Raw genomic sequence first — 19,645 nt, 5'->3', positions numbered from 1 at the left:
GGAAAAGATAGATCATGAACTTCAACTTCAAACACGAATGGATTGAAACCAACATCGGCCTGCTGGCGGTGTTGACCATGCTGGCGATCAGCGTCGGCGGCTTGGTGGAAATCACGCCCCTGTTCTTCATCGACAAAACCATCGAGAAGGTCGACGGCGTACGTCCCTATACGCCGCTGGAACAGCGCGGACGGGACATCTATCAGCGCGAGGGGTGCTATCTCTGCCATTCCCAGATGATCCGCCCGTTCCGTGACGAGAAGTTGCGCTACGGTCACTACTCGCTGGCAGCGGAGTCGCAGTACGACCACCCCTTCCAGTGGGGCTCCAAGCGTACCGGCCCAGACCTGGCGCGCGTGGGCGGCAAATATTCGAACGAGTGGCATGTCCAGCACTTGACCGCGCCGCGCTCGATGGTGCCCGAGTCGGTGATGCCGAACTACCCCTGGCTGAAGGCGACGCCACTGGATACGTCCGATATCGCGGAACGTATGAAGGCGTTGCGCAAGGTCGGGGTGCCGTACTCGCTGACGGATGCCGAATACAAGGCGAACGTGGCCAAGTTCGGTGAAACCGTTGCCAAGCAGCTGCACATTCCTAATGCGCAGCAGAGCCTGATCGAACAGGCCAACTTCGGCAACTATGACGGCGATCGTTCGGGTATTTCCGAGATGGATGCATTGGTAGCCTATCTGCAGGTGTTGGGCACCATGGTCGATTTCGGCAAGTACAAGGACGATGCATTCGTCAACGACCGCTGATCGAAACAGGCCGGAGGGTTTGGAATGGACTTTTTGATGTGGTTTTCGAAACCCGAAAACACCAAACCCCTTGGCCTGGTCATCTTTTTCGTCACCTTTATCGGCATCGTGATCTACGCCTACGGTAGCAAGAAGCGGAGCGACCAACTCGAGTCTTACCGCAACATACCGTTCCTGGACGATCAGGAAGACACGAAGGACAAGCAATGAGCGAGCAAAAACTACAATCTCAAACTGTGCAAACCACGGGCCATGCCTGGGATGGAGACCTGCAGGAATACAACAATCCACTGCCGGTCTGGTGGGTCTACACGTTCTACGTCACGGTGGTGTTCGCCCTCGTGTACTGGACGATCTACCCGTCCTGGCCGTTCGGCAAGGGCTGGATAGGCGGCCTGTCGAACATCACCTACGTCAACAGCGATGGCGAGACCAAGACGCACAGTTGGAATACCCGAGCGCTTCTGATGGAGGATATGAATCAGGCTGCGGCTGCACAAAAGCCCTATTTCGACAAGGTTGCAGCGATGTCCTATGCCCAGATCGCCAAGGATCCGGACATGAACGGCTTCATCCTGTCGGCGGGCAAGGCGCTCTTCTCCGACAACTGCGCGCCCTGTCACCAGGCGGGCGGCCAAGGCGTGGTGGGCTTCTTCCCCAACCTGACTGACGACGACTGGCTGTATGGCGGTTCGTTCGACAAGATTCATGAAACGATCACGGGTGGTCGTCATGGCTACATGCCGACCTTCAGCGAGGTGCTCTCGCCCGAGCAGATCGACCAGCTGGCCAATTACGTGGCCAGTCTTTCGGGAATTGGCCATGACGCAACCAAGGCGGCGGCCGGCAATGTCCTGTTCCATAGCGAAACCGCGGCCTGCTACTACTGTCATGGTGCCGACGCCAAGGGACGCAAGGAGATCGGTTCGGCAAACCTGACCGACAATATCTGGCTGTGGGCCAACGTGCCCGCGGCAAGCAGTGCGGAAGGGAAAGTTGCAGCCATTCGCAATGTCATCGCCAGCGGCCTCAACAAGGGTGTGATGCCAGCGTGGGCTGGACGTCTTTCGCCTGAACAGATCAAGGTTTTGACGGTCTATGTCCATGAACTGGGCGGTGGGCAGTAGAACTGCAGACTGACATGAGCAAAGCCCCCGTTCACGGGGGCTTTTGCTTCCCGCGGATCCAACGGCCACACCATGCAAACAGGCTTAGAAGAGCAGCTAGGGCTTTACCAGAAGCGTATTCCGATTTTTACCCGCTCGGTGAAGGGGCGGTTTCGTCGTTTCAAGACGACGGTGCTGGTGCTGGCCTATGCGATCTATTTCCTGTTGCCGTGGCTGCCGTGGTCGCGGCTCGATGCCCCGTCGCAGGCTGTCCTGTTTGATCTGCCGGGACGGCGCTTCCTGATCTTCGGCCTTACGGTCTATCCGCAAGACGTTGTCTGGCTGGCGTTGCTGTTGTTCATCGCCGCCATCCTGCTGTTCTTCGTCACCGGCTTGGTGGGGCGCGCATTTTGCGGATATTTCTGTTTCCAGACGCTGTGGACCGATTTCTTTATCTGGATCGAGCATAAGATTCAGGGCGAGCGGCCCGCGCGCGTGCGCCTCTACCGCCAGCCCTGGAATCGTGAAAAGCTGCTCAAGGTCGGCGGCACGCATGTCCTGTGGGTGCTGGCGTCGTTCTGGACGGGCATGACGTTTGTGGCCTACTACGCCTATGCGCCGCAACTGGTGCTGGACTTTTTCACCGGCCAGGCTGCTGCTGCGGCGTATATCACCGTCAGTATCCTCACGATTTCCACTTACGCTGCCGCTGGGTTGATGCGCGAGCAGATCTGTACTTATGTTTGCCCGTACGGACGTTTCCAGAGCGTGATGTACGAACCCGAAACCCTGGCCGTGCATTACGACGCGAGGCGGGGTGAAGGGGCGCATGGGCGCGCCAGTGCGCGTGCCGGCCAACGTACGCTGGACGAGCGCCACGAANAAGGATTGGGCGACTGCGTCGATTGCGGACTATGCGTGCAGGTATGCCCGACCGGCATCGATATCCGCGACGGGCTCCAATACAAATGCATTTCGTGTGGGCTTTGTATTGATGCCTGCAACACCATCATGGATTCATTCGGCTTCCCACAGGGCCTGATCCGCTACGACTCGGAACAGAATCTGGCCGCACCCGAACCGACTGCGCCAAGAGTGGAATGGAAGCGCCTGAAAACCATCGGCTATGGCGCGGCCCTGATTCTGATGAGCGCGTATCTCGCCTACAGCATCGGTACCCGCGGCAGCTACGACCGTGCGGTCAATCAGATTCGGCAACCTTTGTACGTCGTGTTGTCGAACGGGGACATCCGCAATCGATATCAGGTCCGCATCACCAACAAGGCGGCGCAGGACCAGACCTATGAGATCAGCGCAAGCGGCATACCGGCTGGCGCGCTTGACCTGGGGAATTTCCGCGAAATCACGATCAAACCAGGGCACAGCGGGCTTGTTCAGGCCAGCGTGCGCCTGACGCCTGAACTGGCAGAACATACCCATCATTTCGAACTGATCATCACGCCGAAGGGCAAGCCGGCTGAGGCGCGTTCCGAAAACGTTCGATTTGACGGCCCGAAAGAAGAACATGATTAATACAGTGATCACCCTGTTTGGCGGGCTGGCCGCTGTGCTCGTCCTGTACGCCCTGGGCGGCCTGATCCGCAGTTTGCCACCCATCCTGCGCGCGGTACTGGCGGGCGGTATTCCGCTGGTCGCTTATTTTGTACTCATCGTTGGCCACTGGCCCGGGCTGGACGTGGTCGCCATCCATATCTCGGTTTTCTTCGCGACGGCACTCGTGCTGTTTGCCCTGACCCTGTTCCGGCGGCGTGGCGGGCGCATGCACTGGGCGCCCAAGTTGCTCATGTTTNTTNTCGCGGGGCTGACGGTGCTCATGNGGNGGTTCCTCTACATCGCGAACAAGGGGCTGCCCGAGCCGATCGGGCGCTGGTGGCTGGGCAGCAATGGCGGACCGGTGTATAGCGGATTCTCAGGCGTGGTTCCCCACAATCAGGAGGCGGCCACTGCAATCTCGTCGGAGCTGTCCAAGGCGCACCGTGAGGCCGAACTGGGCTGGGATATTGACGTCAGTGGCCTGGACGGCAACGAATCCGTCCGGACGGTCCGTGTTCGTGTCCGGAACCACACCGGCTTGCCGGTCGACCGCGTCGTGGCCGAGTTGCGTTTGCATCGCCCGGGCGCCGTCCAGGCGACGCTCACCGTCCCGCTGCCCGAGCTCGATGCAGGCGTATATGGCGGCGTGCTGCAGGTGCCGGCGAGTGGGCGCTGGCTGGTTGAACTCCGCCTCTCGCGGGAAAACACCCTGCATTATCAGCATACGCAGGAGCTGGTGATGCCATGAACAGTACCCTAGGGTTCTTGTTCTTGCTATCCGGCATATTCGTGTTGCTGATCGCCCTCGGTGTGTTTTGGTCGATCAAGAGTGGCCAGTTCGACGATCTGGAAGGGCCTGCCGAACGTATTCTGATGGACGACGATGATCCCCTTCTCCCGACGCGCCGCTCGGGCGGCAAGGACGAGGATTCTTAGGGCAATCAAGCGAACACATACCCAAAACGGCGCAAGTCAATTAAAATTCACCAACTTTAATGGAGCACGCACAATGAAACAGCTTTTGACTTTTCAGGGTTTTCCCATGGTCGTGGTAACGGGATTGATCGTCTGGGCCTGGATCAGCATTTTTCGGTACTGATCGGCTCGTTTTTCTGATCGACCTTCCCCCAATGACAAGGCCCCGCAATTGCGGGGCCTTGTCATTGGGGGAACAAACCTTATGCCGGGATCGCGGCGCGCATTTTNTGCAGGGCCCGCGCCTCGATCTGGCGGATGCGCTCTGCCGACACGCCGTATTCAGCAGCCAGTTCGTGCAGCGTGGCGGCCTCACCCTCGGTCAGCCAGCGCGCCTGGATAATGTGGCGGCTGCGTTCGTCGAGGTCTTCCAGTGCGTTCACCAGTCCCTTGTGCCGCAATTGTTCGGTCTGCTCGCGTTCCAGCAACTGGGCCGGGTTTTCGTCCGGGCTCGCCAGATAGGCGAGGGGACTGTAGCTTTCCTCGCCATCGTCCATGGTCGGGTCGATCGACACATCGTGCCCCGACAGGCGCGTTTCCATCTCCAGCACGTCCTTGCGGCTGACATTGAGCTCGCGGGCCATGGCGTCGGCTTCCTTGATCGTCAAGGCATTGAGCGACTGCTTCAGGCTACGCAGGTTGAAGAACAGCTTGCGTTGCGCCTTGGTGGTCGCGACTTTGACCAGACGCCAGTTCTTCAGAACATATTCATGGATCTCGGCGCGGATCCAATGCAGTGCGAATGACACCAAGCGTACGCCGCGGTCCGGATCGAAGCGTTTCACGGCCTTCATCAGGCCGACATTGCCTTCCTGGATGAGATCGGCGTGCGGCAGACCGTAGCCGAGGTAATGCCGCGCCACGCTCACCACCACGCGGAGATGCGAGACAACCAACTGGCGGGCAGCCTCGACATCCTGCTTGTCGTGCCAGGCACGCGCAAACTTCTGCTCATCTTCCAGACTGAGCATGGGATAGCGGTTGACGGTCTGAATATAGCTATCCAGGCTGTAAGCAGCGGGAATGGGTAAAGACATCGATTGATTCATGCGTGTAAAACCCCTTGCAAATAGTTTAGCACTCTCATTCTAAGAGTGCTAAGACCGGCCTGGGTTCCCCGGCGTGGGAAAACCAAAGGGAAATCAGCGTGCCGCTTCGACCTGATGCAGGCTCCGCGTTACCGAGAGCCAGGCGCCCAGCCAGCCGAACAGCGTGGTCAGCCCAAGCACCACGGCGATTTCGGCTCCGTCCGGCGGCAGCAGATGAAACGTCGATCCATAAAGGACAGCCAGATGCTCGACAGGTTCACGCAGGAGAATGCCCGCCACCGCCAGCACCCCGCCGGCTGCAAGTCCGCCGAACAAGCCCTGTAGTGCGCCCAGGTAGAGAAACGGGCGGCGGATATGGCGGTCGGTGGCGCCAATGAGTCGGCTGACCAGGATTTCGTCGCGCCGGGCCAGCACCTGGGCACGGATGGCGTTGCCCGAGATGGCGATCAGCGCGATGGCAAAGAGCCCAGCCAGCAGCCAGACCCCNGTACGGCCGATGGCGAGTGCGGCCTGCAGGCGCTCCGCCCATTGGCTGTCGAGATGGATTTCCGCTATTCCTGGCAGTTTGCGCAGGCTGTCGGAAATATGCACCAGCGCATCACGCGATGTGGCCTGGGGCCGTACGATCCAGGCATCCGGCAACGGGTTCTCCGTCAGGCCGGCCGTGATGTCGGACAAGTCCTGCGAGGCGCTCAGGGTAGCCAGCGCCTCATCCTTGGGCACGAAGCGGGCTTTGGCGATATCGGGCTGCTTGAGCCGCGCGGCGATAGCCTGTTTTTGTTCGGCGGACGCCCCGGCGTCTAGAAACAGGCTGATTTCCGGCTGCGCCGGCAATTCGCCTGCCACTCGGCTGAGATTCGACAACCCCAGATACAACCCGCTGGGCAGGCTGATCGCCACGCCCATGGCCAGGGCGGTCAGCAGCGTTGTGAATGCCTGGATGCGTAGCCGATGCAAGGCGGCGCCGAGCGCGTGTTTGTGGTGACGCATCCAGCCGCCTATCATGCCCCCTCGCCGATCCTGCCGTGATCCAGGTGCAGCGTCCGTCCGCCCAGGGCCGTGATAGCGCGTTCGTCGTGAGTGGCGATCACCAGCGTGGTGCCGACCTGATGGAAATCGCGGAACATGGCCATGATGTCGGCCGCGTAGCCGGCGTCGAGGTTGCCGGTCGGTTCGTCGGCCAGTAACAGGGCGGGGCGGCTCACCAGTGCGCGGGCGATGCACAGACGCTGCTGCTCGCCGCCCGAGAGACTGACGGGATTGGCCTTCTCGCGGTTGAGCAGGCCGACCTTGTCGATCACCGCACGGGCGCGCTTGAGCGACTCGCGGCGGTCGAAGCCGGCGATGTCGAGCGGCAGCACCACGTTGTCGATCACGCTGCGATCGAACAGCAGCTTGTGGTCCTGGAACACCAGGCCGATGTTGCGGCGCAGATAGGGCACTGCACGGCGCGACAGGCGGCTGACATTCTGGCCGCTGACCGACACTACCCCGCTGGTCGGGCGCTCGATCGCGGCGATGAGTTTCAGCAGCGTGCTCTTGCCGGCGCCGGAGTGTCCGGTGAGGAAAACCAGTTCGCCCTGCTCGATGGCGAGGCTGACGCCGGAGAGAGCTTCGTGCCCGCCGGGATAGCGCTTGGTGACCTGGCTGAAGCTGATCATGCAGTAAACACCGCCTCGACGAACTCGCGCGCATCGAAGGGGCGCAGGTCGTCGACGGTCTCGCCGACGCCGATGTAGCGCACCGGGATCGGCCGCGGGCGTGTCAAACAGGCGTGGGCGATGGCCGCGATGGCTCCCCCNTTGGCGGTGCCGTCGAGCTTGGTCAGCGCGAGGCCCGTCACGCCGAGCGCATCGTCGAAGGCCTTGACCTGGGTGACGGCGTTCTGGCCGGTATTGGCATCGAGTACCAGCAGCACTTCGTGCGGCGCACCGGGGATGGCCTTCTCGATCACGCGCTTGACCTTCCTGATCTCTTCCATCAGATGGAGTTGCGTCGGCAGACGGCCGGCAGTGTCGGCCAGCACCACGTCGATGTTGCGCGCGCGGGCAGCCTGGATGGCGTCGAAGATCACTGCGGCAGAATCGCCTTTNTCCTGGCTCACCACGGTCACATTGTTGCGCTCGCCCCAGACCTGCAATTGTTCGCGTGCCGCCGCGCGGAAGGTATCGCCGGCCGCCAGCAGTACTGACAGACCCTGCGACTGGTACAGCTTGGCGAGCTTGCCGATGGTGGTGGTCTTGCCGGCGCCGTTGACGCCCGCCAGCATGAGGATGAAGGGCTTGTGCGGGGTGACGTCGAGCGGCGCCTGCAGCGGCGTCAGCAAGTCGACCAGTGCCTGCTTGAGGGCGGCCTGCAGGTCGGAGGCCTCGGTCAGGTTTTCGCGCCTGACCTTTTTNTGTAGGGTGTCGAGCAGGGCCTGGGTCGCGTCCACGCCGACATCGGCTGTGATCAGGATGGTCTCGAGTTCCTCGAACAACTCGGCATCGATTTTGCGTCCGACGCCGAACAGTCCGGCCAGCTGGCCACCCAGCCGGTCGCGGGTTTTGGCGAGCCCCTGTTTCAGCCGCTGTGCCCAGCCGGGACGCGACTCGACTGGCGGGGGCGCGGGCTCGACCGGGGTGGCGGGCGTAGTCGGTTCGGAAGCGGGCGGTTTGGGCTTGAAGAAACTAAACACGGATAAAGGCAGTCAGCATAGCTGTTTGACGGACGCCTAATCTTATCATTCGGCTACGGCTTATCATTCGGACTCATTCAACAAGAGGTGGAAACATGCTCGGCATGCGGGGAATGCTGCTGGCACTGCTGATGGTGGGCAGTGCGCAGGCGGCGGTGACGGACGTCACACTGGACAATGGTCTGCGGGTGATCGTACAGGAAGATCACCGGGCACCGGTGATGGTGTCGCAGGTCTGGTATCGCGCCGGATCAATGGACGAATTCAACGGTACGACGGGCGTGGCGCATGTGCTGGAGCACATGATGTTCCGTGGCACGAAGACAGTGCCGCCGGGCGAGTTTTCCAAGCGCATTGCCGCCGCAGGCGGGCGCGAGAATGCCTTTACCAACCGCGACCACACGGCGTATTTCCAGCAGATGCAGAAAGACCGGCTGGAACTGGCGATGCAGCTGGAATCGGACCGCATGGCCAACCTCGTCATCCGCGATGACCTGTTCGCCAAGGAAATGCAGGTGGTGATGGAGGAACGCCGGCTGCGCACCGACGACCAGCCGCAGTCGGTGGTGTACGAACGCCTGATGGCGACGGCTTACCAGGAGAGTCCCTATCGCCGTCCCGTGATCGGCTGGATGGACGATCTCCAGCACATGACCGCGCAGGACGCGCGCGACTGGTACGCCCGCTGGTATGTGCCGAACAATGCGACTCTCGTCGTGGCCGGCGATGTGAAATCGGACGACGTGATCGCCATGGCGAAGCGTTATTTCGGCGTGATTCCCGCGCGTGCGTTGCCGGTGCGCAAGCCGCAGGACGAGCCTGCGCAGATCGGCGAGAAGCGCGTCGTGGTCAAGGTGCCTGCGAAGGTGCCCTATCTGCTGATGGCCTGGCATGCGCCCATCCTCAAGGACTGGGAAAAGGATACCGCGCCCTATGCGCTGCAGATTCTCGCGGGCGTGCTCTCCGGGAATGACTCGGCGCGCCTGCAGAAATCGCTGGTCAAGACACAGCAGATCGCAGTGAGCACGAGTGCCGGCTACGACGCCGTTTCGCGCGGCCCGGGCATGTTCATGATCGACGCGACGCCTGCGCCGGGCAAGACGACGGACGAACTCGAANAAGCCATACGCGGCCAGATCGAGCAGATCCAGCGCGATGGCGTCAGCGAGGCGGAACTTGCCCGGGTGAAGGCGCAGGTCATTGCGGCCGACGTGTTCCAGCGCGATTCATTGTTTTTCCAGGCGATGCAGTTGGGCGAATACGTGACCGCGGGGCTGCCGCCCGAGGCGCTTGCGCACCGGGTCGAAAAGTTGCGTGCGGTGAGCGCCGGGNAGGTGCAGGCCGCAGCGAAGCAATGGCTGCAGGATGACCAGTTGAGCGTGGGCATACTCGACCCGCAAGCTTTGCAACCCCAGACGCGCCGCCCTGCGGTGCCGGGAGTCCGCCATGATTAAGACTTTCTGTGTCGCATTGCTGTTGTGCCTGCCCCTGTCGGCACAGGCTGCACTGGCCATCCAGCACTGGCACACGCCGCACGGCGCGCAGGTGATCTTCGTGGAAAGCCATGAACTGCCTATCCTCGATGTCTCGGTGGACTTTCCCGCAGGAAGCGCGCGCGATCCAGACGGTCAGGCGGGCCTTGCCCAACTGACTCACATTCTCCTCGATCAAGGAGCCGGCGGCCTCAGCGATACGGCGATCGCCCATCGCCTGGCCGATGTGGGAGCCGTGCTGGGCGGCACATTCGACCGCGATCGTGGAGGCGTCACGCTGCGTACCTTGTCGTCCCAGGCCGAGAAGGACGCTGCGCTCGATATCCTGGCGCGCGTGCTGCAGCAGCCCGATTTCCCGCAGGCCGTGGTCAAGCGCGAGAAACAGCGGCTCATTGCCGGCATCCGCGAGGCGGAGGCCGACCCCGGCACCGTGGCCGACAAGGCGTTCTATCGTGCGCTCTACGGCACCCACCCCTACGCCCACGACGAATCGGGCGACCCCGCGGCGATCGCAAAACTGACGCGCGGAGACGTGCAGACGTTCTACCGTGCACACTACAGTGCACCCAATGCCGTGATTTCGCTGATGGGCGATATCTCCCGTGCCGAGGCCGAGGCCATCGCCGCCCGTCTGGCAGGGGGCCTGTCCAGTGCGGCGGCCGTCCCGGCACTGCCGAAGCCTGAGCCGGCGAGGGCAAATGAACAGCGGATCGCGTTTCCCTCCACGCAAAGCCATGTGTTGGTAGGCGCGGTGGGCGTGGCGCGTAACGACCCCGATTTCTTTCCGCTATTCGTGGGCAACTATGTGCTGGGCGGCGGCGGCTTCGATTCGCGGCTGATGCGCGAAGTGCGCGACAAGCGCGGCTATGCCTATAGTGCCTATAGTTATTTCATGCCGATGATGGAGGCCGGGCCATTCCAGCTTGGCCTGCAGACCAAGCTGGCGCAAACCGACGACGCGCTCAAGGTGGCGCGGACTACCCTGCGGCAATTCATCGCCGACGGCCCCAGCGAGGCGGAGCTGAAACAGGCCAAGGACAACCTCACCGGTGGATTTCCTTTGCGTATCGACAGCAACAAGAAGATTCTCGAATACCTGTCGCTGATCGGCTTCTACAAGCTGCCCCTGGATTATCTGGATACCTGGGTCGACAAGGTCAATGCGGTCGATGTGGCGACCGTGAAGCAGGCATTTGCCCGCCACATAGATCCCGACAGGCTGGTGACGGTCATCGTGGGAGGAGAGCGTGCTCGCTAAGCGTGCCGCCNCCCAGCGAGCACATGGCGCGGCCAACCGGGTGCGCATCATCGGTGGACAATACCGTCGTCGCCTGCTCGATTTTCTCGATGGCGCGGGTTTGCGCCCGACGCCCGACCGCGTGCGCGAGACGTTGTTCAACTGGCTCGGCCAGGATCTGCCAGGATGGATTTGTCTGGATTTGTTCGCCGGCAGCGGCGCACTCGGTTTCGAGGCTGCTTCACGCGGCGCAGGCCGGGTCGTCATGATCGAACGCGATCTCAAAACGACCGCTGCACTGGAAAAGAACCGGACCGTGCTCGGGGCAAGCCAGGTCGACATCCTGCGTGCCGACGCGCTGGCGTGGCTGGCGAACAGCCACGAGGCGTTCGATCTGATTTTCGTCGACCCGCCCTTCGGCAGCGGGCTGGCCGAAAGCGTACTGGCCGATCTGGGACGTCATCTCAAGCCCGGCGGCCATGCCTATATCGAACAGGAGACGGCAGTCGTGGCGCCTTCGGGGTTTATCATCCACCGCAGCGGGCGCGCGGGGCGCTCGCATTTCGCGCTACTGATCAAGGAATGATGAATCCATGCTGACCGCCGTCTATCCCGGTACCTTCGACCCCATCACACGCGGCCATGAGGATCTGGTGCGGCGCGCGGTACGGCTGTTTGACTGCGTCATCGTCGCGGTGGCCGAATCGCGCAACAAGCGGCCTTTCTTCACCATGGAGGAGCGGGTGGCGATGACGCGTGACGTGCTGGCCGACGTGCCGCAGGTGCGGGTCGAGNGATTTTCCGGCCTGCTGATCGATTTTGTCGCCGAACAGGGCGCGATCGCGGTGCTGCGGNGGCTGCGCGCGGCGTCCGACTTTGAATACGAATTCCAGCTGGCGGGCATGAACCGCAACCTCAAGCCCGACATCGAAACCCTGTTCCTCACGCCGTCGGATCAATACATGTTCATCTCAGCCAGCATGATCCGCGAGATCGCGCAGTTGGGTGGGGACGTGACACCCTTCGTCCACCCATTGGTGGCGCAGCGATTAAGTGAGAAAATAAGTAAAAACTGATATGACCCGGAGAATGACATGTCAATGATGATCACGGACGAATGCATCAATTGCGACGTCTGTTTGCCCGAATGCCCCAACGACGCCATTTCGCAGGGCGACGAGATTTACATCATCGATCCCAACAAGTGCACCGAATGTGTCGGCCATTTCGATACGCCGCAGTGCGTCGAGGTGTGTCCGGTCGATTGCATCCCGCTCAATCCGGATTACCCGGAAACCAAAGAGCAGCTGCAGGAGAAGTTTCTGCGCCTGACCGCCAGCAAGTAATCACTCAGGCCGTTTTGGCCAGAGCGGGTTTGTTGAGTTCATCCGCCAGGGCGTCGGCGATGCGCAGGTTGATACGTGCCAGGCTGTCCAGCTGGTCGCTCACGGTTCCAATCGAGGCTTCCAGTTCGGCAATGCGTTCGTCCAGCGTCTCGGTGGCGGTATGGATGCGGCTGACGCTTTCCAGGCGACGTTTCAGTTGGAGCTTGTGTTCGCGCACCTGAGTTTCCATGGGCGCAATCAGCGCCTTCAGCCAGGACTCGGTTTCGCTATTGGCCAGTTCGAACACCTGGACCACCTTGCTCGCCAGCGTCTCGAAGAAGCGCGCGGTCAACTGGCTTTGCCCCACCGTCATCATCTTGAATACGGTATTGAAGCGCTCATCGAAAATGCGCTCCAGCCGTGCCATTTCCTTGCGATATTTGTGCAGGCTGTGATCCGGCGGGTTGACCGCCGCCAGACCGTGTTCGTCGCTGAATTTCTGATACATCGCCGTCATCATGGCGCGGATTTCCTTGATGGTCTCAGCCGACGCATCCAGGTTGCCGTCCACCTGGCGGAAAAAGCGCCCCATCGCCTCACGCAGTCCTACGCTGAAATGGCTTTTNTCCATCGCCAGCCGGGTGAGGTGCACTTCCTGACGTAGCGCTTGCATCCCTAGCCGCTGCCTCAGTGCCTCGACCTGCGTCGCGAATACATTGCGCAAGGCATTGAACTGCTCCAGGCCGCGCTCGAACTGCTGCTTGTCCTCGTTGGCCTTGACCATCATGTGCTGAATGACGTCGCGGTTCTTGCCGCGCAGCCCCTGCAGTTCGTCGACCTGATCCTGGATCGTGGCGAGCCGGGTTTCCAACAGCTCGGTGGTCTTGATCACCACGTCTTCCACAGCAGCCTGCGACGATTCGCTGACCAGCGCCTGCTTGCAAGGGATGAGCTCCTGCGTCAGGGCCGCTTCCAATCCGGGCAGGCGGCTTCTTTCCAGCAGGGCGGAATCGCTCTTCACTTTGGCGACCAGCGCTTTCTGCGCCGATACGGGATAAACCTGGCTCGGAGGCAGATCGAGCAGCGCGGCGCTGCTGGCGACCTGCTTGGCGATTTCAGCGTCGATCTGCGCTTCCGTCTTCAGTTCGTCCCACAGGCCGTCGATCTTGTTCAGCACCACCAGCCGTGCGCGGCTGGCGCCCTGCACCGGCGCAATGTATTGACGCCAGATCTCGATGTCCGACTTGGTGACGCCGGTGTCGGCTGCCAGCAGAAACAGCACTGCATGGGCGCTGGGCAGCATGTTGAGCGTCAGTTCGGGCTCGGTGCCGATGGCATTCAGTCCAGGCGTGTCGAGGATGACCAGCCCCTGTTTCAGCAACGGGTGGGGAAANTTGATCAGCGCATGGCGCCAGCGGGGAATGGCAATGCTGCCGTCGCGCGCCAGGCTGTGCGCGGTTTCCTCATCGTTGGGATTGATCAGGCCGAACGCTTCGGCCGTGGTGGCATCGACATCGAGCGTATCGGCCAGCCGCATCAGCGTTGCGCTCATTTCCTCGGCAGAATCGAGGTTGAGCGGGAATTCGGTCCAGGCATCCGCGTTGCGTTTGAAGTCGGCAATGCTGCCCTCGCGGGTCTTGGTGTCGATCGGTAGTAGACGTAGCGAAGGGCGATGCAGTGGATCGAAAAATAGTTCGGTGGGGCACATGGTCGTGCGCCCTGCGGACGACGGCAGCACACGCTGCCGATAATCCGAGAAGAAGATCGCGTTGATGAGTTCGGACTTGCCGCGTGAGAATTCGGCGACGAAGGCCACGTTCAACCTGTCCTCCTGCAGGCGGCCGAGCAGCTGGTTCAGCCGCATTTCGGATTCGGCATCGCTCAGTTCCTGGGCGTCGAGCCAGTCGCGCAACGCTTCGACGCGCACGTACACGGCTTCGCGCCAGTTACTGTAGTGCTCGAATTCGTCAACCAGGGTGGTGGATTGCATGGGGCCAGTCAGAGATAAGGCATTGTCATTTAACGACATATTAATGACAAAACTTGATTCTGTGCCGGCTGGCTTAATGCTGGCAGCTGGGGCAGTAGAAGCTTGCGCGTTGACCTTGCACGATGCGCCGGATCGGGGTCGCGCATGTTTTGCACGGCAGGCCTTCGCGATCGTATACCCGTGTTTGCAGCTGGAAATAACCCAGTTCGCCGTCGCTCGCGACATAGTCGCGTAGCGAACTGCCGCCCGCAGCGATGGCGGCCGTCAGCACCTGTTTGATCGCGGCGACCAGCCGGGCGCAGGCCGGACGGCTGAGGCGGCGCGCAGCAGTCGCCGGGCGGAGGCCGGCATGGAACAGCGACTCGGAGGCGTAGATGTTGCCAACGCCGACCACCACCTGCGCATCCATGATGACCTGCTTGATCGCAGCGTTGCGGCGCTGACACTGCGCATGCAGATAGGCAGCGTCGAACGCCGGGGTCAGGGGCTCAGGTCCCAGATGGGCGAGCAACGGGTGCCGCGTCACGTCGTCGGTCCACAGCACGGCGCCGAAGCGGCGCGGGTCGCGCAATCGCAGTGTACTGCCGTCGTCGAACAGCCAGTCGACGTGATCGTGCAGGGCGGCGGGCTCGTCCGGCCCGGCCAGACGCAGACTGCCCGACATGCCCAGGTGGACGATCTGGGTGACGGCCCCAAAATCGAACAGCAGGTATTTCCCGCGCCGGTCGAGCCCTTTGAGTGTCAGCCCGCCCAGCCGTGTCTCCAGATCGGCCGGTACCGGCCAGCGCAGGCGCGGGTTGCGCACCACGATGCGCGTGAGCATGCGATGCTGCAAGTGGGGCAGCAATCCCAGGCGGGTGGTTTCGACTTCGGGTAATTCGGGCATGGCGCGGATGGAGGAGGGGCGATGGAAAAGGGGCGGAGCCGTTCGGGGAAGCACGACGCTCTGTGATGTTTTGTACCCGCAAATGGGAACTGAACCGATACACTGTCATTCTATATAACGCGCTTTTACCCCAGAACCCCTTACTTTGAATGCACGATTTTCTCTGCTGCTGGTGATGTTGGTCAGCAGTGCGGCTTCGGCTGCGGATCCCTTCGGGGTGCTCGACCGGGTGCCACCGTCGCCGGTGGCCGAACTGCGCCCGGCGGCGGTATGCGACGCGGCCGTGCCGACTGGCCCGATTACGCTGGCGCGCGCGGTCGAGCGCGCCCTGTGCGCCAATCCGGCCACCCGCAGCGCCTGGCTCACGGCGCGGCTGCGCGCCGCCGAGCTGGGGCAGGCATACAGTGCCTATCTGCCCAGCCTGTCGATCAGCGGCAACGCGTCCCGTACCGGCGACCGTACGCTGCCGAACGATCGCAACGCCTGGCAACTCGGGCTGGACGCACAATACCTGCTGTACGACTTCGGTGGCCGTGCGGCCCAGCGCGATGCCGCCGAGGCGTTGCTGGCGGCGGCGCGTGCAAGCCAGGACGACAGTGTGCGCCAGCTCTATCTGCAGACGGTGACCGCCTATTTCAACCTGTTGACCGCACAGGGTGCGGTCAACGTCGCGCGCGAGGCCGAGGCCTCGGCGCTCGCGTTCAAGGCCGCCACCGCACGGGTGGCGGCAGGGACGGCCATTCCATTCGACCGGCTGCAGGCGAAAACGGTGTATACCCAGCGCCAGATCGAGCGGATCCGTGCCGAAGGCGAGGCCGCGCGGATGCAAGGTGAACTGGCTGCACTGATGGGTGATACCCGACAAACCGGCTTCAGCGTCATCGACAGCGAGGCGGCATTCAGCCAGATGCCGGACCTGAGCGCGGCGGTGGATGGTTTGATCGAGGCCGCGCGCAACCGCCGGCCGGATCTGCGTGCGGCGGAGGCGACGGTGCTGGCGCAGCAGGCCGGTGTGCGAAGCGCCGAGGCCGCCGGCAAGCCCAGCCTCTCGGCTTTCTATGGGGCGCAACGGCAGGACAACGGGTCCCTGGCGGCGACCAGTTCCAGCGTGGGGATCAATCTGACCATTCCGCTCTTCACCGGTTACCGCAACACCTATCAGATCGCCGCGGCACAAACCCAGGCCGACCTGGCCGCGACGGAACGCGACCGTGTCGCCAACCAGGTCGCGCTGGATGTATGGCGTGCCTACTACAGCGTGAAGAGCGAGACCGAGGCGGACAGCCGCAGCGCCGATCTGGTGGAAAGCGCGGCTGCGGCCGAGAAGCTTGCGCTGGGGCGTTATCAGGCGGGGCTTGGCATCCTGCTCGATGTATTGAGCGCGCAGGCCAATCTGGCCCAGGCGCGGCAGACCCAGTTGCAGACACGGCTGGGCTTGCGGGTGGCGCGGGCGCAGCTGGCGCAGGCCATTGGGGATTTGAGCTGGGACTGGCTGGAACCGGCGCAGCAGGAAGGAAAGCGATGAGAAAAACAGGGGTGCTTGTACTGCTGGTCATGGTGCTTGCGGCGGCGGCATGGTGGTGGAACGGCAAGAGCAAGCCTGCCGAACCGCAATACCGGACGGTGACGGTGGATCGTGGCGATATTGCAGCTGAAGTGTCGGCCAACGGCACGCTCAATCCGGTCACGCTGGTCAACGTGGGTACCCAGGTCTCGGGAACGGTGCGGCGCATCGATGCCGACTTCAATCAGCAGGTGAAAGCCGGGCAGGTGCTGGCCGAACTCGACCCGGCACTGTTCAAGGCAGCGCTGGCGCAAAGCACGGCCAACCTCGCCAACGCCCAGGCGCAGCTCGATCTCGCCGAGGCCAATGCGGTACGCATGCAGACGCTGTTCAAGCAGGAATATGTGTCGCAGCAGGAACTCGATCAGGCGCTGGCCGCGCGCGCCCAGGCGGCAGCGCAGGTGCGGCTTGCGCGCGCGCAGGTGACGCGCGACCAGACCAATCTCGGTTTCTCGATCATCCGCTCGCCGGTCGACGGCACCGTGATCAACCGCCAGGTCGACGTCGGCCAGACCGTGGCGGCGAGCTTCCAGACGCCGACGCTGTTCCAGATCGGCAAGGATCTGACGCAGATGCAGATCGATTCCACCGTGTCGGAAGCCGATATCGGGCAGATCAAGGTCGGTCAGCCGGTCAAGTTTCGTGTCGATGCGTTCCCCGATACCGAATACACCGGTGCGGTGCGGCAGGTGCGGCTGAACGCCACGACCGCGCAGAACGTCGTGACCTACAACGTGGTGGTGAATGTCGCCAACCCGGACCTGGCGCTGATGCCAGGGATGACGGCAAACCTGCGCGTGCTGGTCGAGACCCGGCCGGACGTGCTGCGGGTACCGACGACGGCGCTGCGCTTCCGCCCGCAGGTAGGCAGCGTCGTCGAGGGCGCCGGCAAGCAGCGTGGTTCGGCGGTGTATCGGCTGGTCGACGGCAAGCCCGTACGGGTAGCGGTGAAGACCGGCATCAGCGACAAGGCCTACACGCAAATCGTCAGCGGAACGCTGAAAGCGGGCGATACGGTGATCGTGGCCGATCTGGCGGCCAAAAAGAGAATGGCGGCATGTCGCGCGGACGTCTGTTCTGATGGCCGTTCCCGGCGCACCGCTGATCGAGGTGGCGAATCTCGAAAAAGACTACTCGACCGGTGCCGGCGTGTTCCAGGCGCTGCGCGGCGTGAGCCTCAGCATTGCCGAGGGCGAGTTCGTCGCCATCATGGGCGCGTCGGGCTCGGGTAAAAGCACCTTCATGAATCTGCTCGGCTGCCTCGACCGGCCCACCCGCGGCAGCTACCACCTCGACGGACAGGATGTCGGCCGTCTGTCGTCGGATCAACTGGCGGCGTTGCGCAATCGTGAAATCGGTTTCGTGTTCCAGGGGTTCAACCTGTTGCCCAAATTGACCGCGCTCGACAACGTTGCACTGCCGCTGATGTATGCCGGGATGGGGCGCGTGGCGCGCCGCCAGCAGGCGCAGGCCATGCTCGAACGGGTGGGGCTGGGCGAGCGCTCGCATCACTCGCCGCTGCAACTGTCGGGTGGCCAGCAGCAGCGGGTGGCGATCGCCCGCGCGCTGGCTACGCGCCCGCGCATCATTTTTGCCGACGAGCCGACCGGCAACCTCGACAGTGAAACCAGCCGCCAGGTGATGGACCTGTTCAGCCGGCTCAACCGTGAAGAAGGCATCACGCTGGTGCTGGTGACGCACGAAGCCGACATCGCCGCCTATGCCCGTCGGTGCATCCGTTTCCAGGATGGCCGGGTGATCGAGGACGTGGTTCAGGCGGAGGTTGCCGCATGATTTTCACCAGCCTGCTCGAGACCGCCTGGCATGCGCTCACCACGCATCGCATGCGCAGCTTCCTCACCATGCTCGGCATGGTCATCGGCGTGGCGGCCGTCATCCTCATGCTGGCGATCGGCCAGGGTGCGCAGGCGATGGTTCGCAGCTCGATCGAGTCGATGGGCAGCAATCTCTTCATCATCATGTCGGGTGCCGTCTCGTCGNGGGGCGCGCGGGTGGCGACCGGCGATGCGCCCTCGCTCACTTTCGACGATGCCGACGCCATTCGCGAGCTGCCCGACATCCTGGCGTCGGCGCCCGTGTCGCCCGGCGGCGCCCAGTTGATCTACGGGGGCGTCAACTGGAACACCTCGGTCTACGGCACCACGCCGGACTATGCGGTGGTGCGGAACTGGTCGATGGCGTCGGGCAGTTTCTTCAGCGACGCCGACGTGCGCCGCGGGGCGCGGGTGGCGGTCATCGGCGGCGTGGTGGCGCGCGAACTGTTCGGCGACGAGGATCCCGTCGGCAAGATCATCCGTATCAAGCAGGCGCCGTTCGAGGTGATCGGCGTGCTGGCGTCCAAAGGACAGAGTCTCGATGGGCGCGACCAGGACGATACCGTGCTGGTGCCGATCAGCAGCGCGCAGCAAAAGATATTCAGCAACACCCTGCGCAACCGCGCCCGCTTCATCATGGTGCAGGCGGTGTCGGAANAACGCATGGATGCCGCCGAAGCGTCCATCAACGATCTGTTGCGCAGCCGACATCGGATCGGATTGGGCCAGGATGACGACTTTACCGTGCGCAACCTGACGGCCCTCGCCGAGACCGCCGCCTCGACCACCCGCATCATGAGTCTGCTGCTTGGTGCGATCGCCGCCATCTCGCTGGTGGTGGGCGGTATCGGGATCATGAACATCATGCTGGTGTCGGTGACCGAACGGACCCGCGAGATCGGCATCCGCATGGCGATCGGCGCACGCCGCCGCGATGTGTTGTGGCAGTTTCTGATCGAGGCGCTGACCCTGTCACTGTTCGGCTGCGGAATCGGGCTGCTGTTCGGTATTGGCGGCGCCTGGCTGGTCGAACGGCTGGCCGGCTTGCCGGTAGCGGTCACGCCGGCCTCGGTACTGATGGCGGTCGGCGTATCTTTCCTGATCGGCGTGTTTNTCGGCTTCTACCCGGCCAGACGCGCCGCAGGACTCGATCCCATCGACGCGCTGCGGTCGCAATAGGGGGCAAGGTTGAA

General features: G+C 62.7%; 21 protein-coding genes. 15 read left to right on the top strand and 6 right to left on the bottom strand.

Annotation, left to right across the window (positions count from 1 at the left end; genetic code table 11):
* Window positions 1-14: 14 nt before the first annotated feature.
* The 6 genes from ccoO to ccoS all read left to right on the top strand — a co-directional run bounded on the left by ccoO (window position 15) and on the right by ccoS (window position 4,357).
* Window positions 15-761, top strand: a complete 747-nt coding sequence (ccoO, locus tag HZY77_RS09290; RefSeq protein ID WP_296635545.1) for a cytochrome-c oxidase, cbb3-type subunit II — start codon at window positions 15-17, stop codon at window positions 759-761.
* Between the two features lie 24 nt (window positions 762-785).
* Window positions 786-971, top strand: a complete 186-nt coding sequence (locus HZY77_RS09285; protein WP_296635542.1) for a cbb3-type cytochrome c oxidase subunit 3 — start codon at window positions 786-788, stop codon at window positions 969-971.
* Entirely contained in the window at window positions 968-1,888 is a 921-nt protein-coding gene (ccoP, locus tag HZY77_RS09280; RefSeq protein ID WP_296814021.1) for a cytochrome-c oxidase, cbb3-type subunit III, read from the top strand. Before HZY77_RS09285 ends, ccoP begins: the two co-directional genes overlap by 4 nt.
* Before the next feature lie 72 nt (window positions 1,889-1,960).
* Entirely contained in the window at window positions 1,961-3,400 is a 1,440-nt protein-coding gene (gene ccoG / locus HZY77_RS09275; protein WP_296814020.1) for a cytochrome c oxidase accessory protein CcoG, read from the top strand.
* Window positions 3,393-4,169 (top strand): FixH family protein, encoded by a 777-nt coding sequence (locus tag HZY77_RS09270; RefSeq protein ID WP_296814019.1) that lies wholly within the window; start codon window positions 3,393-3,395, stop codon window positions 4,167-4,169. The genes ccoG and HZY77_RS09270 overlap by 8 nt, the downstream gene beginning before the upstream one ends.
* On the top strand, window positions 4,166-4,357 hold the full coding sequence (gene ccoS / locus HZY77_RS09265) for a cbb3-type cytochrome oxidase assembly protein CcoS (protein ID WP_296635530.1): 192 nt from the start codon (window positions 4,166-4,168) through the stop codon (window positions 4,355-4,357). Before HZY77_RS09270 ends, ccoS begins: the two co-directional genes overlap by 4 nt.
* Before the next feature lie 242 nt (window positions 4,358-4,599).
* Here the strand turns inward: ccoS and rpoH are convergent, their stop codons facing one another.
* From rpoH to ftsY, 4 genes are all read right to left on the bottom strand, one after another.
* The gene (gene rpoH, locus HZY77_RS09260; protein WP_296814017.1) at window positions 4,600-5,445 is read right to left on the bottom strand and encodes an RNA polymerase sigma factor RpoH; all 846 of its coding nucleotides are present in this window, start codon (window positions 5,443-5,445) and stop codon (window positions 4,600-4,602) included.
* Between the two features lie 93 nt (window positions 5,446-5,538).
* Window positions 5,539-6,435 (bottom strand): permease-like cell division protein FtsX, encoded by an 897-nt coding sequence (gene ftsX, locus HZY77_RS09255; protein ID WP_296814015.1) that lies wholly within the window; start codon window positions 6,433-6,435, stop codon window positions 5,539-5,541.
* A gap of 11 nt (window positions 6,436-6,446) precedes the next feature.
* Window positions 6,447-7,106, bottom strand: coding sequence for a cell division ATP-binding protein FtsE (ftsE, locus tag HZY77_RS09250; RefSeq protein ID WP_296814013.1), 660 nt, complete (start codon window positions 7,104-7,106; stop codon window positions 6,447-6,449).
* Window positions 7,103-8,122, bottom strand: coding sequence for a signal recognition particle-docking protein FtsY (gene ftsY / locus HZY77_RS09245; protein WP_296814012.1), 1,020 nt, complete (start codon window positions 8,120-8,122; stop codon window positions 7,103-7,105). The genes ftsE and ftsY overlap by 4 nt, the downstream gene beginning before the upstream one ends.
* A 95-nt stretch (window positions 8,123-8,217) precedes the next feature.
* Here ftsY and HZY77_RS09240 point away from each other — a divergent pair, with 95 nt between their 5' ends.
* From HZY77_RS09240 to HZY77_RS09220, 5 genes are all read left to right on the top strand, one after another.
* On the top strand, window positions 8,218-9,576 hold the full coding sequence (locus tag HZY77_RS09240) for a pitrilysin family protein (protein WP_296814010.1): 1,359 nt from the start codon (window positions 8,218-8,220) through the stop codon (window positions 9,574-9,576).
* Complete coding sequence (locus HZY77_RS09235; protein ID WP_296814009.1) at window positions 9,569-10,873, top strand: pitrilysin family protein; 1,305 nt, start codon at window positions 9,569-9,571, stop codon at window positions 10,871-10,873. The genes HZY77_RS09240 and HZY77_RS09235 overlap by 8 nt, the downstream gene beginning before the upstream one ends.
* A complete protein-coding gene (gene rsmD / locus HZY77_RS09230; protein ID WP_296814008.1) occupies window positions 10,863-11,438 on the top strand; it encodes a 16S rRNA (guanine(966)-N(2))-methyltransferase RsmD in 576 nt (191 codons plus the stop codon). The genes HZY77_RS09235 and rsmD overlap by 11 nt, the downstream gene beginning before the upstream one ends.
* Window positions 11,439-11,445: 7 nt before the next feature.
* Complete coding sequence (coaD, locus tag HZY77_RS09225; protein WP_296814006.1) at window positions 11,446-11,928, top strand: pantetheine-phosphate adenylyltransferase; 483 nt, start codon at window positions 11,446-11,448, stop codon at window positions 11,926-11,928.
* An 18-nt stretch (window positions 11,929-11,946) separates the two neighbouring features.
* Complete coding sequence (locus HZY77_RS09220; RefSeq protein WP_026240896.1) at window positions 11,947-12,198, top strand: YfhL family 4Fe-4S dicluster ferredoxin; 252 nt, start codon at window positions 11,947-11,949, stop codon at window positions 12,196-12,198.
* Window positions 12,199-12,202: 4 nt separating this feature from the next.
* Here HZY77_RS09220 and HZY77_RS09215 read toward each other — a convergent pair whose 3' ends face one another.
* Together HZY77_RS09215 and mutM are read right to left on the bottom strand one after the other, a co-directional pair.
* Window positions 12,203-14,167, bottom strand: coding sequence for a dynamin family protein (locus tag HZY77_RS09215; protein WP_296814004.1), 1,965 nt, complete (start codon window positions 14,165-14,167; stop codon window positions 12,203-12,205).
* 73 nt (window positions 14,168-14,240) lie between these two features.
* The gene (gene mutM / locus HZY77_RS09210) at window positions 14,241-15,053 is read right to left on the bottom strand and encodes a bifunctional DNA-formamidopyrimidine glycosylase/DNA-(apurinic or apyrimidinic site) lyase (protein ID WP_296814003.1); all 813 of its coding nucleotides are present in this window, start codon (window positions 15,051-15,053) and stop codon (window positions 14,241-14,243) included.
* Window positions 15,054-15,198: 145 nt separating this feature from the next.
* On the opposite strand from mutM, the gene HZY77_RS09205 reads away from it, so the two are divergent.
* Genes HZY77_RS09205 through HZY77_RS09190 form a run of 4 tightly spaced genes read left to right on the top strand, consistent with a single transcriptional unit; the run spans window position 15,199 to window position 19,631 of the window.
* On the top strand, window positions 15,199-16,578 hold the full coding sequence (locus HZY77_RS09205) for a TolC family protein (protein ID WP_296814002.1): 1,380 nt from the start codon (window positions 15,199-15,201) through the stop codon (window positions 16,576-16,578).
* On the top strand, window positions 16,575-17,849 hold the full coding sequence (locus HZY77_RS09200; RefSeq protein ID WP_296814001.1) for an efflux RND transporter periplasmic adaptor subunit: 1,275 nt from the start codon (window positions 16,575-16,577) through the stop codon (window positions 17,847-17,849). The genes HZY77_RS09205 and HZY77_RS09200 overlap by 4 nt, the downstream gene beginning before the upstream one ends.
* Window positions 17,788-18,411, top strand: a complete 624-nt coding sequence (locus HZY77_RS09195) for an ABC transporter ATP-binding protein (RefSeq protein WP_296813999.1) — start codon at window positions 17,788-17,790, stop codon at window positions 18,409-18,411. Before HZY77_RS09200 ends, HZY77_RS09195 begins: the two co-directional genes overlap by 62 nt.
* Complete coding sequence (locus tag HZY77_RS09190) at window positions 18,408-19,631, top strand: ABC transporter permease (RefSeq protein WP_296813997.1); 1,224 nt, start codon at window positions 18,408-18,410, stop codon at window positions 19,629-19,631. Before HZY77_RS09195 ends, HZY77_RS09190 begins: the two co-directional genes overlap by 4 nt.
* Window positions 19,632-19,645: the final 14 nt, after the last annotated feature.

The organism is Thiobacillus sp. (assembly GCF_013693775.1).
Classification (GTDB): Bacteria; Pseudomonadota; Gammaproteobacteria; order Burkholderiales; family Thiobacillaceae; genus Thiobacillus.
This window is presented reverse-complemented; position numbering and strand designations above follow the sequence as displayed.